Origin of the sequence: Rugamonas sp. DEMB1 (genome assembly GCF_029834475.1) — a bacterium.
Lineage (GTDB): Bacteria > Pseudomonadota > Gammaproteobacteria > Burkholderiales > Burkholderiaceae_D > Rugamonas > Rugamonas rubra.
Genome location: NZ_CP122407.1, coordinates 6,691,327 through 6,705,717, shown reverse-complemented (window position 1 = coordinate 6,705,717; position 14,391 = coordinate 6,691,327). Strand labels below are relative to the sequence as shown.

The 14,391-nt window shown below is 68.9% G+C and carries 12 protein-coding genes; 7 read left to right on the top strand and 5 right to left on the bottom strand.

All coding sequences use genetic code 11. From position 1 onward, the window contains the following. Positions 1-32 precede the first annotated feature (32 nt). A complete protein-coding gene (locus QC826_RS30860; RefSeq protein WP_279763828.1) occupies positions 33-806 on the bottom strand; it encodes a M48 family metalloprotease in 774 nt (257 codons plus the stop codon). Positions 807-1,073: 267 nt separating this feature from the next. Between QC826_RS30860 and QC826_RS30855 the strand changes: the two genes are divergently transcribed. The 5 genes from QC826_RS30855 to QC826_RS30835 all read left to right on the top strand — a co-directional run bounded on the left by QC826_RS30855 (position 1,074) and on the right by QC826_RS30835 (position 6,919). After that, positions 1,074-1,451 (top strand): phasin family protein, encoded by a 378-nt coding sequence (locus tag QC826_RS30855; protein ID WP_279763827.1) that lies wholly within the window; start codon positions 1,074-1,076, stop codon positions 1,449-1,451. Positions 1,452-1,655: 204 nt separating this feature from the next. Continuing rightward, complete coding sequence (locus QC826_RS30850; protein ID WP_279763826.1) at positions 1,656-3,845, top strand: DUF3141 domain-containing protein; 2,190 nt, start codon at positions 1,656-1,658, stop codon at positions 3,843-3,845. A 91-nt stretch (positions 3,846-3,936) separates the two neighbouring features. After that, the gene (locus QC826_RS30845) at positions 3,937-5,010 is read left to right on the top strand and encodes an energy transducer TonB (RefSeq protein ID WP_279763825.1); all 1,074 of its coding nucleotides are present in this window, start codon (positions 3,937-3,939) and stop codon (positions 5,008-5,010) included. Positions 5,011-5,119: 109 nt separating this feature from the next. Then, positions 5,120-6,172 (top strand): MORN repeat-containing protein, encoded by a 1,053-nt coding sequence (locus QC826_RS30840; RefSeq protein WP_279763824.1) that lies wholly within the window; start codon positions 5,120-5,122, stop codon positions 6,170-6,172. A 135-nt stretch (positions 6,173-6,307) separates the two neighbouring features. Then, on the top strand, positions 6,308-6,919 hold the full coding sequence (locus QC826_RS30835; protein WP_279763823.1) for an OmpW family protein: 612 nt from the start codon (positions 6,308-6,310) through the stop codon (positions 6,917-6,919). 68 nt (positions 6,920-6,987) lie between these two features. On the opposite strand, the gene QC826_RS30830 is transcribed toward QC826_RS30835, so the two are convergent. Continuing rightward, positions 6,988-7,455, bottom strand: a complete 468-nt coding sequence (locus QC826_RS30830) for a DUF2244 domain-containing protein (protein ID WP_279763822.1) — start codon at positions 7,453-7,455, stop codon at positions 6,988-6,990. Positions 7,456-7,738: 283 nt separating this feature from the next. Between QC826_RS30830 and QC826_RS30825 the strand changes: the two genes are divergently transcribed. Then, complete coding sequence (locus QC826_RS30825; RefSeq protein WP_279763821.1) at positions 7,739-9,466, top strand: methyl-accepting chemotaxis protein; 1,728 nt, start codon at positions 7,739-7,741, stop codon at positions 9,464-9,466. A gap of 14 nt (positions 9,467-9,480) precedes the next feature. Here QC826_RS30825 and QC826_RS30820 read toward each other — a convergent pair whose 3' ends face one another. Together QC826_RS30820 and QC826_RS30815 are read right to left on the bottom strand one after the other, a co-directional pair. Next, positions 9,481-9,717 (bottom strand): hypothetical protein, encoded by a 237-nt coding sequence (locus tag QC826_RS30820; protein ID WP_279763820.1) that lies wholly within the window; start codon positions 9,715-9,717, stop codon positions 9,481-9,483. 61 nt (positions 9,718-9,778) lie between these two features. After that, positions 9,779-11,794: a S8 family peptidase gene (locus tag QC826_RS30815; protein WP_279763819.1), complete on the bottom strand. Its 2,016-nt coding sequence runs from the start codon at positions 11,792-11,794 to the stop codon at positions 9,779-9,781. Between the two features lie 240 nt (positions 11,795-12,034). Here QC826_RS30815 and QC826_RS30810 point away from each other — a divergent pair, with 240 nt between their 5' ends. Further along, entirely contained in the window at positions 12,035-12,469 is a 435-nt protein-coding gene (locus QC826_RS30810; protein WP_279763818.1) for a hypothetical protein, read from the top strand. Between the two features lie 122 nt (positions 12,470-12,591). On the opposite strand, the gene QC826_RS30805 is transcribed toward QC826_RS30810, so the two are convergent. Continuing rightward, the gene (locus tag QC826_RS30805; RefSeq protein WP_279763817.1) at positions 12,592-14,199 is read right to left on the bottom strand and encodes a methyl-accepting chemotaxis protein; all 1,608 of its coding nucleotides are present in this window, start codon (positions 14,197-14,199) and stop codon (positions 12,592-12,594) included. Positions 14,200-14,391 lie beyond the last annotated feature (192 nt).

Genomic DNA, 14,391 nt, shown 5'->3' with positions numbered 1-14,391 from the left:
ATTTTATCAATGTTTTTACAGGGAAATACTCATCAATTGTCACCCGGCCGCGCGCCGCGCGCCGGCAGCCCCGCCGCCAACGCGCGCGCCGCCGCCCAGCGGCTGGCCGGCGAGGGGTGGGTGGCGGAGTCGAAGTACGGCTGGCCGCTGGCGCGCGCCAGCTTCTTGAAGTAGTTGGCCAGGCGGGCCGCCGGCCAGCCGGCGCGCCAAGCCAGCAGCAGGCCTTCGCGGTCGGCCTCGGCCTCCTGCGCCAGCCCCTGCGGCGCCAGCCTGGCGATCAGCGCGCGGTCGTTCTCCACCGCGTCCTCCAAGGCCAGGAAGGGGCGTGGCGCCCAGCCGGGATCGAGGCGCAGCGCCAGCTGGTACTCCAGCAGATTGTGGCGCAGCACCGCATGGGCGATCTCGTGCGCCAGCAGCATGGCCAGTTCGGCGTCGGTGATGTCGAGCCGCTCCAGATAGGCCTCGCCGACCAGCATCTTGCCGCCGGCCATGCCGTCGGCCGTCTGCCCCTCGTCCGTCGTCACGTGCAGCTCCCAGGCCCAGGCGGCGCTGTCCGGGTAGTCGCGCCGGGCCTGCGCGATCAGGCCGCCGGCGACGCGCCGCACGCGCTCGAGCACGGCGCCGTGGACGTCCAGCGCGTGCCCCTCGCGCAGGGCGGCGAGGCGCTCGGCGTACAGCTCGGCGGCGCGGGCCACCACCAGTTGCTGGCTGACGGCGGCGGCGTCGACGCCGGCGCCGACCTGGGCGGCGGCGGGCGGGCCGGCCATCAGCGCAAGCAGGCACCAGGCGCGCATCGGCTGCCACATGGGGATTCTCCGGCGGAGGGAACAACTCCCATGGTAATCCAAAGCCGCCCCGGCCGGCAGGGCTGGGGCAACAGACGGTGCGGCGCCGGCGCCACGCCGGCATGCCTCCGGCACACATGCGTTACCCCCGTGCCAAGCAAGGCCACGGCCCGATTCGGAATGTCTTGATGCAGACAAACAGACCTGTCACAATGGATTTTCCCCGGGCCATTGCCCCACGCTATACACCAGCCCGCTCACTGTGACAGATCCACTCGGAGGCATTTTATGTTCTCAGGTATCGAACAGTTCCCTACCGCCGGCAAAGCCCAGGTAGAAGCCCAATATGAATTCGTCACCAACCTGGCCCAGACCGGCCTGGAAGGCATCGCCAGGCTGACCGCCTTGAACATGAGCCTGGCGCGCGCCGCGCTCGACGAGTACCCGGCCGCCGCGCGCCAGCGCCTGTCGGCCAACTCGCCGCAGGAGTGGCTGACGGTGGCCGCCTCCCAGGTCGGCCCGCAGATCGAGCGCATGCTCAGCTACGGCCGCCAGGCGGCCGAGATCACGGTCGCGCTGCAAGGCGAGCTGAGCCGTGCCACGCAGGGCGCCGCCCAGCAACAACAGGCGGCCATGCAGGACGTCCAGGCCAAGGCCAAGAAGTAGGCCGGCCGGTCGGCAGCTCAGTTAAGAAAACCCACAGGCGAAATTCTAGGGTCAGACCCTAGGGTCTGACCCTAGTTCACCGCCGTTGGGTGGTTTTTTAGCCGCCTGCGCCTTGACGTGGTGACGACACTCCGACGCCGGCCGCCAGGCCGGCGCGGGGATCGACGTCCGCCGCCGACAACACCCAACCTCACGGAGCAGCGCATGTCCACCCCCACCACACCGAGCAGTTCGCCCTTCGTCCCGCCCTTCGCCGCCGCCGCGATGGAATACTGGGTCGACGCCTGGCAACGCTCGATCCTCACGCTGGACGTGCTGCGCGAGCGCGGCAACATCTGCGCCGAGCACGAGCAGTCGGGCAAGCCGCCGGTGCTGGTGTTCGACTACGAGATCATCGTCGACGGCCGCAAGCTCGAGCGGGCGGCCAACTACGCGCTGGCCGCCATCAAGCCGCCGGCCGACTGCGTGCCGACCGACCCGCACAAGCGCCCCTTCGTGGTGATCGACCCGCGCGCCGGCCACGGCCCCGGCATCGGCGGCTCGAAGATCGACAGCGAGATCGGCATCGCCCTCAAGCAGGGCCACCCCTGCTACTTCGTGATGTTCTTCCCGACCCCGGTGGCCGGCCAGACCATCGAATGCGTCACCTCGGCGGAAAAACTGTTCCTGGCCAAGGTCAACGAGCTGCACCCCGGCGACGCCGGCAAGCCCTTCGTCATCGGCAACTGCCAGGGCGGCTGGGCGCTGATGATCCTGGCCGCCCTGGCGCCCGAGTCGGTCGGCCCGATCCTGCTGGCCGGCTCGCCGATCGCCTACTGGTCCGGCGTCGAGGGCAAGTATCCGATGCGCTACAGCGGCGGCCTGCTGGGCGGCACCTGGGCCGCCTCGCTGGCCGGCGACCTGGGCAACGGCAAGTTCGACGGCGCCCACCTGGTCGACAACTTCGAACAGCTCGACCCGGCCAACACCTACTGGAACAAGCCCTACGGCCTGTATTCGAAGGTCGACACGGAGCGCCAGCGCTTCCTCGACTTCGAGCGCTGGTGGGGCGGCCACTTCCTGCTCAACAAGGAGGAGATGGAGTGGATCAGCCAGAACCTGTTCGTCGGCAACCGCCTGAGCGCCGGCGAGATCTTCCACGACGAGGGCAGGGCCCGCATCGACCTGCGCAACATCCGCTCGCCGATCATCGTCTTCGCCTCCTGGGGCGACAACATCACGCCGCCGCAGCAGGCGCTCAACTGGATTCCCGACCTGTACGCCGACGCCGAGCAGATCCGCGACAACGAGCAAACCATCGTCTACTTCCTGCACGAGCACATCGGCCACCTCGGCATCTTCGTCTCGGCCGGCGTGGCCAACCGCGAGCACAACGAGCTGGCCTGCGCGCTCGACCTGATCGACGTGCTGCCGCCCGGCCTGTACGAGGCCATCATCACCGACACCTACCCGGACATGCCCGGCCTGGAGTTCGCCAGCGGCCGCTACGTGATCCGCTTCGAGCCGCGCGAGGTGGCCGACATCCTGGCGCTGGACGGCGGCCGCCAGGACGAGAGCGCCTTCGAGGTGGTCAAGCGGGTGGCCCAGGTCAACCAGGCTATGTACGACACCTTCGTCTCGCCGCTGGTGCGGGCGGTGAGCAACGAGAGCACGGCGACGCTGTCGCGCAACCTGACGCCGGCGCGGCTGGAGCGCCACCTGTTCTCCGACAACAACCCGCTGCTGAAGGCGATGGCGCCGCTGGCCGAGATGGTCAAGGCGCAGCGCAAGCAGGTGGCGCCGGACAATCCGCTGCTGCTGGCCGAGCAGCAGGCCAGCAAGCACATCGGCCAGGCGCTGGACCACTACCGCGACGTGCGCGACGCCGCCGGCGAGATGCTGTTCAAGGCCATCTACGAGTCGCCGCTGCTGAAGGCCATGGTCGGCATCAACCCGGGCGCGCCGCCGGCCGGCCGGCCGGGCGCGCACAGCCACGGCATGGAGGAGCGCCGCCACCTCAAGCGGATGGCGCGCGACGCCCGCTACGAGCAGGGCAGCCAGGAGTCCGGCTTCCTGCGCCTGCTGATCTACGTGGCCAGCGGCGTCGGCGTGGTCGACAAGCGGCCCTTCGACGGCATCCGCGCGCTGATGCGCGAGCGCGGCCTGGACAAGACCATCACCCTGACCCAACTGAAGGAGGCGGTCAACCTGCAAACCTATCTGGTGCGCCAGGACGAGACGCGCGCCCTGCAGGGACTGCGCGTGCTGCTGCCCGAGCCGGCCCAGCGCAGCGAGGCCCTGGCGCTGGCCCACCGCCTACTGGAGATGGGCGGTCCGATCAAGGAGGAGAAGCTGGTGCGGCTGCGCCGCATCGGCCAGATCCTCGAGGTCGACCTGCCGGAGAAGAAAGCCTAGCGCGCTTGCCCACCCCGGCCGGGCCGGAGCAAAAACATGTGCCAGGAATGAAACAATGCTAGTATGGCAATTCCATTTTTGCGGAGTCGCCATGCGCCACCTGCTCGCCCTGCCATTGCTGTTGTTGTCCCTCCACGCCCACGGCGCCGAGCCGCAGTACCTGAACGCCGAGCGCGACTGCCGCGTCGCCAATCCCCAGCCGCAGCCCGAGCTCAGCGTCACCTGGGAGGGCGCCTGCAAGGATGGCTACGCCGACGGCATGGGCGTGCTGCGCTGGTTCCTCAAGCAGCAGCCGCACGGCGCCTTCGAAGGCGTGCTGCGCGCCGGCCTGCCGAACGGCCCCGGCTTCCGCCTCGATCCGGACAACGCCACCTGGCAGGGCGACTTCGTCGACGGCCGGCTGGAGGGCCCGGGCGTGTATGTCATACCCAAGAATGGTAGGCTGAGCGCGACCTTCCAGAACGGCCGGCCGGCCGGCAAGGTCGAATTCGTCTCCAACTACGGCGACCGCTACCAGGGCGACTGGGACGACTGGGACGACCAGGGCAAGCACCACCAAGGGCCGCACGGCCAGGGCGCGAAGCAGTTCGCGCTGGGCGGCAGCTACCAGGGCTTCTGGTGGCGCGGCAGCATGGAGGGCAAGGGCAGCATCCTCTACCCCAACGGCGAGCGCTTGGACGGCGAGTTCGAGCAGGGCAGCCTGCGCGGCACGGCCGTGCCGGTGATCGAGTCGAAAAAATACGCACTCAAGGAGGCGCAGACCGGCTCGCACCTCCTGCGCGGGACGGCCACCAACATGCAGGTGCCGCCGCAACTGCCCTATGCGCGGCTGACGCCGGAGCAGCAAGGGATCGTCAAACAGCCCTACGGTGTCCTGCAGACGGCCGACGAACCGCCCTACCCGCTGGCCGGTGCCGGCGCGATCGCACAATCCTTCGTCGAGATACAAAAGACGCTGCTGATCGACGCCGAGTTCCGCATCAACGTGATGATCGGCGAGGACGGCAAGCCGACCGGCGCGGAGATCTTCAAGGCGCCGACGCCGGAGCTGGGCCGGCTGGCCGCATCCGCCGTCATGCTGGCCAAGTTCAAACCGGCCGTCTGCGCCGGCAAGCCCTGCGCGATGGGCTACCCGGTAGCCTTCAAACTCTTCCTCACGCCCTAGTGGCGGAACAGAAGGAATAGAGCGCTTCCTCGGTCCGGCACGGTCTAAAAGGCAATGTGTCCATATTGAAATAATGCTAGGATGGCAATTCCATTGTTACGGAGCCGCCATGCGTCCCTTGTTCGCCCTGCCCCTGCTGTTGTTGACCCTGCAAGCCCACGGCGCCGAGCCGCAATACCTGAACGCCGAACGCGACTGCCGCGTCGCCGATCCACAGCCGCAGCCCGGGCTCAGCGTCACCTGGGAGGGCGCCTGCAAGGACGGCTACGCCGACGGCATGGGCGTGCTGCGCTGGTTCCTCAAGGAGCAGCCGCACGGCGCCTACGAGGGCGTGCTGCGCGCCGGCCGGCCGAACGGCCCCGGCTTCCGCCTCAATCCGGACAACTCCAGCTTGCAGGGCGACTTCGTCGACGGCCGGCTGGACGGTCCCGGCGTGTATGTCACGCCCATGAATGGCAAGCTGAGCGCGACCTTCCGCCACGGCCAGCCGTCCGGCAAGGTCGAATTCACCTACAACAACGGCGACCGCTACCAGGGCGACTGGAGCGCCAACGGGCCGCACGGCCAGGGCAGCATGCAGTTCGCGCTGGGCGGCAGCTACCAGGGCTTCTGGCTGTACGGCCGCATGGAGGGCAAGGGCCGCATCCTGTATCCCAACGGCGAACAGCTGGACGGCGATTTCGAGCAGGGCCATCTGCGCGGCGCGGCCGTGCCGGCGGCCGAGCCGGCGCAGTACACGGTCAAGCGGGAGAAAACCGGTACGCACATCCCGCGCGCGGCGGCCACCGGGCTGAGCGTGCCGCCGCAGCTGGCCTACGCGCAGCTGACGCCGGCGCAGCAATGGACCGTCAAGCAGCCCTACCGCATCCTGCAGGAGGCCGACGAACCGCCCTACCCGCTGGCCGGCACCGGCGCGCTGGTCAAGGCCTTCCTGGAATTGCCACGGAAGTCGCCGACGGACGGAGAGTACCGCCTGAACGTGCTGGTCGGCGCGGACGGCAAGTGCGACAGCGCCGAAGTGCAGACGGCGCCCACCCCGGCACTGGGCCAGATGGCGGCGTCGATCCTGCTGGTGAGCAAATTCAAGCCCGCCGTCTGCGCCGGCAAGCCCTGCGCCATGCGCTATCCGGTCAACTTCCAGCTGAGCAGCAAGCCCAACTAGGCGGGCCGGCTTGTTCCGACAAAAATTGGCCGGCTGAAACGAATCTGGCCACTTTTGACTTACATCAAAGTTTTTGCTGCTCTGCGTCATTAAACTGGCTTCGTTACTTAATGACATGTAGAGAGAGGAAGAACAATGAAGAAGCCTGTAGCCGCAATGATCCTGGCAACCCTCGGTATGGTCGCCGGCAACGCTCTGGCCGAGCAAAGCCCATGGATGGTGCGTGTACGCCTTGAGCGTCTGAGCCCGGCCGACAAATCGGACCCAGTCGGTGGTGTTGGCGCGTCGGACCGTATCAGCGTCAGCAAAAAGACCATCCCGGACATCGATATTTCCTATTTCTTCACCCCGAACATCTCGGCCGAGCTGGTATTGACCTACCCGCAAAAGCACGACGTGATGCTGGACGGCGCCAAGGTCGGCACCTTCAAGCACCTGCCGCCTACCCTGCTGGCGCAGTACCACTTCATGCCTGAAGCCACCTTCTCGCCTTACCTGGGCGCCGGTGTGAACTACACCAACATCCACAAGGTCGAGCTGCTGGGCGGCGCGGGCAGCCTGGAGCACAAGAGCTGGGGTCTGGCGCTGCAAGCCGGTGCCGACTACAAGATCGACAAGAACTGGTCGCTCAACTTCGACGTCAAGAAAATCCAGATCCGTAGCGATGTCTTCGCCGCCGGCACCAAGATCAGCAACGTGCAGATCGACCCATGGCTGGTGGGCGTTGGCGTAGGCTACCGCTTCTAAAAGTTTGTTGTAACAAGCACGGGGCCTCGGCCCCTATTCGATGGCTTTTCGCCATCGCGCCCCCCGCATCAAGGGAACCGGGCTCCTGGCAATGCGCGCTGCAGTTCGAGCGCGCATTGTCGTTTTTGGCTGTCCGGCGCCAGCGCGCCGACCGCCACGCGCACGCCGCGCGCCTCCAGCGCGATCGGCTGGCGCGGCCGGCGCGGCGGCGTGACGCGGGTCGACCAGGGGTCGAGGCGGACCAGGCTGACGCGCCCGGCGCGGACGCTCTCGACCAGCAGGCCGGCGGCGCTCAGCTCGATGCGCTCGCCGTCGCCGGCGTGGCGCACGGCGTGGACGAAGGCGGCGGCGACGGCGGCCATCTCCAGCGCGGTGAACAACAGCACCGGCCAGACGCCGAGCAGCAGGAAGCCGGCGGCGACACCGAACGACAGCAGGCAGCTGCCACAGTAGGCCAGCGCCAGCTGGCGCGGCGTCAGCGAGCTGTGGCGTTTGAGCAACCACTCCCGCTTGTCCATCAGCACATCGCGCGGCATGCCGGTCTCCTCGCGGGCGGCTTCGGGCGCCGCCTCTGCCGCCTATTATTCCACGATTCGACCGCCGCCAAGCCGCCGCACGCAAGGGTGGCGCGCCGCCGCCGCACCGCGTTGCCACACCAACAAGGCGCGCTAGATCGTTGTTTCCCAACGACAATTCCTGTTCTCATACAAGGATATTTTCGATAGAAAACTACCTTGTATCAAATTAAAGTGTTTTCACTTGGCAATCTAAGGAACAATATTTGTCTGAGATCCCCTTACTCCTCAAAGGATAGTTGTCATGTCAATCGCCAATATGAAAATCGGCGCCCGCCTCGGCGTCGCCTTTGCCGTGGTGCTGGCCCTGCTGGTCGCCGTCGTGCTGCTGGGTCTGAATTCGATGGGCCGCATCGGCATCCGCACGCACGACATCATCAGCGACAAGAACGTCAAAATGGCGGCCGCCAACACCATGGTCGACAACGTGCGCAGCATCACGCTGTCGCTGACCAACATCGTGGTGCTGCCCAGCATGGAGCAGGTCGACGCCGAGCTGGCCAAGATCGGCGAGGCGCGCAAGAAATACGGCGCCGCCAAGACCGTCCTCAGCGAGCACCTGCGCGACGACAAGGAGAAGGCCCTGCTGGCCGCCGTCGACGCCCTGCTCAAGGAGGGCGCGGCGAAAAACAACAAGGTCATCGCGCTGCGCAAGGACGGCGAGATCCAGGACGCCATCGTCTACCTGACCACGGTGGCCTCGCCCAGCCTGAACGGCGTGCTCAAGGCGCTCGACGACATCCTGGTCTACGAGACCAGCCAGGCCGGCCAGGCCGGCGAGGAGGTCGAGGCGGTGCTGGCCAACGCGCAGACACTGCTGATCGCGCTGGGCCTGGTGGCGCTGGCCTTCGGCGCGGCGGTGGCCTGGTACATCACCCGCTCGATCACGGTGCCGCTGAACATGGCGGTCGGCGTCGCCGAGACGGTCGCCGCCGGCGACCTGTCGGGCCACATCGAGGTGCACAGCACGGACGAGACGGGCCGCCTGATGAGCGCGCTGAAGGCGATGCACGACAGCCTGCTGCAGGTGGTCGGCCAGGTGCGCAGCGGCACCGACACCATCGCCACCGCCTCCAACGAGATCGCCGCCGGCAACCTCGACCTGTCCTCGCGCACCGAGCAGCAGGCCAGTTCGCTGGAGGAGACCGCCTCGTCGATGGAGGAGCTGACCTCCACCGTCAAGCAGAACGCCGACAACGCGCGCCAGGCCAACACGCTGGCGCGCAGCGCCTCCGAGGTGGCCAGCAAGGGCGGCGCCATCGTCGCCCAGGTGGTCGACACGATGGGCACCATCAACGAATCGTCGCGCCGCATCGTCGACATCATCGCGGTGATCGACGGCATCGCCTTCCAGACGAATATCCTGGCGCTGAACGCCGCCGTCGAGGCGGCCCGCGCCGGCGAACAGGGCCGCGGCTTCGCCGTGGTGGCCTCCGAGGTGCGCAACCTGGCGCAGCGCTCGGCCGGCGCGGCCAAGGAGATCAAGGAGTTGATCGCCGCCTCGGTGGCCAACGTGGAGACCGGCTCGCGCCTGGTCGGCGAGGCCGGCCAGACCATGGGCGACATCGTCGAGAGCATCGTGCGGGTCACCGACATCATGGGCGAGATCACCTCGGCCAGCCAGGAGCAGACCATGGGGATCGAACAGATCAACATGGCCATCACGCAGATGGACGAGGTGACGCAGCAGAACGCGGCGCTGGTGGAGCAGGCGGCGGCGGCCTCGCAGAGCATGCAGGAGCAGGCCGCCGGCCTGGCCCAGGTGGTCGGCTTCTTCAAGACCGGCGCGGCGGAGGCGCCGGCCATGGCGGCGACGGCGGCCAGGGCGGCGCCGCGGCGCGCCATGGCGGCGGCCAAGCCGCTGGCGGTGAAGGCCAGGGCCAGCGGCGCGGCCAAGGCGGCCGGCGCGCCGGTCAAGCGCCTGACCACGCCGGCGGCGACGGCCGGCGACGGCGAGTGGGAAGAGTTCTAAGCGGTTCCAGGCGGCTAGGGTTGGATCTTGACGCAGGTGTCCGGCACGGGCACCGGCGCGCCCTGCTCGGAGACGATCCAGCCGGCCAGCCGTTCGCGCAGCGCGGCCAGCTGGCAGGGGTCGAAGTCGACCAGCAGGGTCTTGCCCTCGCGGCCGACCACCTTGCCTTCGGCGAAGCCGAGCACCACCTGTTCTGCCGCTTGCGGCGACAGGGTGGCCTGGCTGGTCTGGCGGAGAAGGAGGCGTTGCATGCGCCCAGTCTACTCCATCGCCGGCCGCCCGGCGGCGTCTATGGCGCGCGCCAACAACACCTCACGGCAGCCGCCCCAGTCCCTCGAACTCGGTCCCCAGCCCCATGCGCAGCGCGGCGCCGTTGATCAGCCCCAGCATGGCGATGGCGCGCTTGCTGTCGCGCGGCAGCGCCAGCACCTCGGGGTGGGCGGCCAGCAGCAGCGCGGCGCAGCCGGTCACCGCCGGGCAGGCCATCGAGGTGCCGCTCATCACCGCGTAGGCGGCCGGCGGCACCGTCGAGACGATGCCCACGCCCGGCCCGGTCAGGTCGACCTCCGGGCCGACGTTGGAGAAGCCGGCGACGAAGACGGCGGCGTCGTCGGCCGAGAACGGCGCCAGCGCGTCCATCGTCTCGGTCGAGCCGGCCGGGTAGCTGCCGAGCCGGCCGATGGCCGACACCGCCAGCGCCTCCGGCCAGCGCGCCGGATAGCTGACCGGGCCGCGCGCGTCGTTGCCGCTGGCGATGATGCACAGGCTGCCCTTGTCGAAGGCGTCCTTGATCGCCTCGTGCACCGCCTCGTCGCGCAGCGCGCCGCCCAGGCTCAGGTTGAGCAGGTCGCAGCCGTCGGCGACGGCGCGGTCGATGGCGCGGATGATGTCGTAGTTGGTGGCGCCGTTGCCGGCGTTGGGGAACACCCGGTAGCTCATCAAGCGCACCCCGGGGGCGACGCCGCGGCGCCCGCCCGGCGGCGCGCCACGGCTGGCGACGATGCCGGCGACGTGGCTGCCGTGCTCGCCGTCGAGCGCCGCCGGGCCGTGGCCGCCGACGTCGTTCTCGGCCTGCACGAAGGCGGCGCCGCCGGCCACCGCCAGGTCCGGGTGGGCCAGGGCGACGCCGGTGTCGATCACCGCCACGCTGACGCCGGCGCCGGCGCCCAGCTCGTGGCGGCCGTACAGCCGGGCCAGGTAGTCGTCGACCGCCAGGTCGATCGGCGCCAGGCGGATGCGCACGGCCGAATGCAGGCTCAGCTCGGCGCGGTGGCAGCCCCAGTAGCCGGCCGGGCCGTAGGCCACCAGCAGCTCGACCCGCTTGCGGCTGGCGCCCAGTTGCAGCCGCACCAGGCCGTCGGCGTCGCTGACGCCCTCGGCGCCGGCGCGGGCGGCGAGGTCGGTGAAGGCGATCACGCGGGCGCCGGCCACCGGCAGCTTGCCGTCGCCGCGCAGCACCTTCAGCGTGATCGCCGCCGCGCGCGCGCCGGCGGCGGCCGGCGCGGCGCGCGCGGCGGGGTTGAGCTGCAGCTGGGGCCGCCGGCTCAGCTGGTACACCACCAGCGGCACGGCGCGCACGCCGGGCGCGCTGACCTTCAGCGCCAGCAGCTGCTCGGGGGTCAGCGCGGCCAGCTTGGCGCCGTCGTCGTGGGTCGAGTGCAGGATCTGCGGCGGCGGCGCCGCCGCCGCGGCGGCCGAAGCGGCGCCGCGCGCCAGCGCCGCCGTCGCCGCCAGGGCGGCGTTGCTGGGCGGCGCCGCCACGCGGTCGAGCGCGCTCATTTCGGCCGAGCGCATGCCGCGCAGCGGCAGCAGCACATATTCGGCGGCCTCCCAGACGCGCGCGCCGGCCGGCCGCGGACAGGCCGGCACGGCTGCGGCGCCGGCCGGCGCGGCGGCGTCGTCGGCGCCGTCGGCGTTGCGCTTGAGCAGGCGGGCGGCCGCCAGCATGGCGTTGCCGCCGCCGCCGAGCACGGCGACGAAGAAGTCGAGCAGCGCGTCGATGCGGACTAGCCGCGCCGCCAAGCCGCCGGCGCCCTCGAAGGCGGCCGCCACATAGGCGACGGCGGCGTTGACGTGGCGCGCCGTGACGCGCGGCTCGCCGGCGGCCAGCGCGATGTCGAGGCCGTCGAGCCAGGCGGCCAGGTCGAGCAGGCTGTGGTAGCGCCGCATGATCTGGCGCTGCTCGGGGAAGCTGAGGTTCTCGCCGAGCAGATTGCACAGGCGGCCGGCCAGCTGCCGCAGCAGGGCGGCGGCCGGCCCGAGCGTGGCGGCGGCGATGGCCTCGCCGTGGCCGGCCGGCGCCAGCGCTTCGGTGTCGTGGTGCTCCATGGTGGCTCTCCCGCGCCCGGCGTTGGCGGACGGATTGTTATGACGCATACATGATTGCAATTCGCATCATTTTGCACCATTGTCCTCCAGCTTGCTTGGCGCCGGCGCAGGCCTGCGCGCCAGGCTGCTGCGCCAGATCGAGCCGGCGCCACATGGCGCCGTTTTTGCCCGCGCGCGGCGGCGGCGGGCCGCTATAATGTTGCAAACCGAATAGCACCGCCCCCACCACGGAAACACGCCATGCGCAAGTTTGTGATTGTCCTGCTGCCCCTGCTGTTGAGCGCCTGTGTCGACGACTCAGCCTCCTACTACGCCGACGGCGTCGGCAACCACGCCTTGACGTTACGCCGCGCGCAACAGCACTTCTGGAGCGACGCGGCGACGGTGGACCTGATCATGTCGCGCCTGCCCGACTGCCAGCGCCGCATCCGCCTGGCGACGATGCCGGCCGGCGAGGTGGAGATCGAATTGTTCGGCGGCGGCGACAACAACTGGACGCTGCGCGCCGGCACCCAGGTGTGGCAGGTGGAGAGCCAGACCTGCTCGCAGTATGCGGACAACAAGGGGGAGTTCGGCGAGCCGGTGGGGATTTTCCGCGCCGAGGGCGGCAAGTTCACTTTCCAGCCGGCGCTGGTGGCGCCGCCGGCCGTGCCGGCTGCGGGCGCGCCGCAGTAGGCGCGACGCACCTTACCCCACCCCGGGACGCGGAAGCCGGGGTCTGACCCCGCCGGGGTCAGACCCCTCTTCTGGCGGGGTGGGGCCGGCATCCCGCCAGCCCGTGAACAAGCCTATGTCCCTTAGCGCGACAGGGCCGGCCGGCGCGGCGCGCCGACGGCCGGGGCGCGGCCCTCGGCGGCGCTGAGGCGGAAGCGCGTCACCAGCTGGGCCAGCATGGCGGCCTGGTCCTGCATGCTGCCGGCGGCGGCGGCGGCCTCCTCGACCAGCGCGGCGTTCTGCTGGGTCACCGAATCCATCTCGGTGATGGCCTGGTTGACGTGGCCGATGCCGGTGCTCTGCTCGTTCGAGGCGGAGGTGATCGCGCCCATGATCTCGGTGACGCGCGAAACGCTGGCCACCACCTGGTCCATCGTGGTGCCGGCCTCCGCCACCAGCACGCTGCCGGCCTTGATGCTGTCGACCGACGCGCCGATCAACTCCTTGATCTCCTTGGCCGCCGCCGCGCTGCGGTGGGCCAGGTTGCGCACCTCGGTGGCGACCACGGCGAAGCCACGGCCCTGCTCGCCGGCACGGGCCGCCTCGACCGCCGCGTTGAGCGCCAGAATATTCGTTTGGAAGGCGATGCCGTCGATCACGCTGATGATGTCGACGATGCGCGTCGCCGAGGCGTTGATGGTCTCCATGGTCTGCACCACCTGCGACACCACGTGGCCGCCCTTCTCGGCCACCTGGGCGGCCGAGATCACCAGCTGGTTGGCCTGCTGGGCGTTGGCGGCGTTCTGGTTGACGGTGGAGGTCAACTCCTCCATCGAGGCGGCGGTCTCTTCCAGCGAGCTGGCCTGGCTTTCGGTGCGGGCCGACAAATCCATATTGCCGGTGGCGATCTCGGCCGAGGCGGTGGCGATGGTGTCGGCGCTGCGGCGGATCTCGCCGATGGTGTCGGCCAGCTTGGCCTGCATGGTCTTCATGCCGAACAGGATGCTGCTGTCGTCGGTTTTGTGGGTCTGCACCGGGGTGCTCAGGTCGCCGTTGGCGATCTGCAGGGCCACCTCGCTGGCGTAGGCCGGGTCGCCGCCGATGGTGTGGCGCAGGCTGCGGTTGATCGCGCTCACCACCAGCCACAGCAGCGCGAACACGCCGGCCAGCACGCCGGCCGACTTGAGCAGCGAGGCGCGGAAGGCGTCGTCGATGTCGTCCATGTAGACGCCGGTGACCAGGTCCCAGCCCCACGGCTTGTAGCGCGCCACCCGGCTCATCTTGGCGACCGGCTCGGTGCCGCCCGGGCGGGTCCAGTGGTAGTGGACGAAGCCGGCACCGGACGGGCTGGCGCCGGCGGCGGCGATGTTGCGGTACAGGTAGACGCCCTTGGCGTCCTTGAAGTCGCTCAAATCCTTGCCGTCGTTTTCGGGTTTGAAGGGATTCATCAGCGCGACGCCGGTCGCGCTGGTGATGGAGACGTAACCGTCCTTGCCGAAGCGCAGCGACTTGATCACTTCGCGGGCGCGCTTTTGCGCCTCTTCCTTGCTCAGCGCGCCGGACTGGGCCTGCTCGCCGTACAACTTGACGACGCTCAGGGCGACGTCGTCGACATCGCTCAGGTCGTTGCTGCGCTCTTCGATGCGCAGATCGCGGGTTTGCACCGCGCCATAGACAAAAATGATGAAGATGCAGATCAGGCTTGCGATCAGCGGCACCCACAGCTTTTGTTGGAAAGACAGTTTATTCACGGCTATCCTCTTTTGGAATCGGCAATACGAGAATAAAGAATAGTCTTAGAAGTGACGTGAATGCAACAGTTTGCCGAGAAGTAATTCCTTGCAATCGATTTTATGTGCCAAAAGGCAACAAGATGAAGTGGTGATTGACAAGGTTTTGCAATTGACAAACAAAAAGGCGCGGCGATGGTGGTCGCCGCGCCG

What these genes read in the sequence shown, in the direction of transcription:
- QC826_RS30855 (WP_279763827.1), top strand. Translation starts at nt 1,074, where the DNA reads ATGTTCTCAGGTATCGAACAGTTCCCTACCGCCGGCAAAGCCCAGGTA.
- QC826_RS30825 (WP_279763821.1), top strand. Translation starts at nt 7,739, where the DNA reads ATGTCAATCGCCAATATGAAAATCGGCGCCCGCCTCGGCGTCGCCTTT.
- QC826_RS30845 (WP_279763825.1), top strand. Translation starts at nt 3,937, where the DNA reads ATGCGCCACCTGCTCGCCCTGCCATTGCTGTTGTTGTCCCTCCACGCC.
- QC826_RS30850 (WP_279763826.1), top strand. Translation starts at nt 1,656, where the DNA reads ATGTCCACCCCCACCACACCGAGCAGTTCGCCCTTCGTCCCGCCCTTC.
- QC826_RS30810 (WP_279763818.1), top strand. Translation starts at nt 12,035, where the DNA reads ATGCGCAAGTTTGTGATTGTCCTGCTGCCCCTGCTGTTGAGCGCCTGT.
- QC826_RS30830 (WP_279763822.1), bottom strand. Translation starts at nt 7,455, where the DNA reads ATGCCGCGCGATGTGCTGATGGACAAGCGGGAGTGGTTGCTCAAACGC.
- QC826_RS30840 (WP_279763824.1), top strand. Translation starts at nt 5,120, where the DNA reads ATGCGTCCCTTGTTCGCCCTGCCCCTGCTGTTGTTGACCCTGCAAGCC.
- QC826_RS30835 (WP_279763823.1), top strand. Translation starts at nt 6,308, where the DNA reads ATGAAGAAGCCTGTAGCCGCAATGATCCTGGCAACCCTCGGTATGGTC.
- QC826_RS30820 (WP_279763820.1), bottom strand. Translation starts at nt 9,717, where the DNA reads ATGCAACGCCTCCTTCTCCGCCAGACCAGCCAGGCCACCCTGTCGCCG.
- QC826_RS30815 (WP_279763819.1), bottom strand. Translation starts at nt 11,794, where the DNA reads ATGGAGCACCACGACACCGAAGCGCTGGCGCCGGCCGGCCACGGCGAG.
- QC826_RS30860 (WP_279763828.1), bottom strand. Translation starts at nt 806, where the DNA reads ATGTGGCAGCCGATGCGCGCCTGGTGCCTGCTTGCGCTGATGGCCGGC.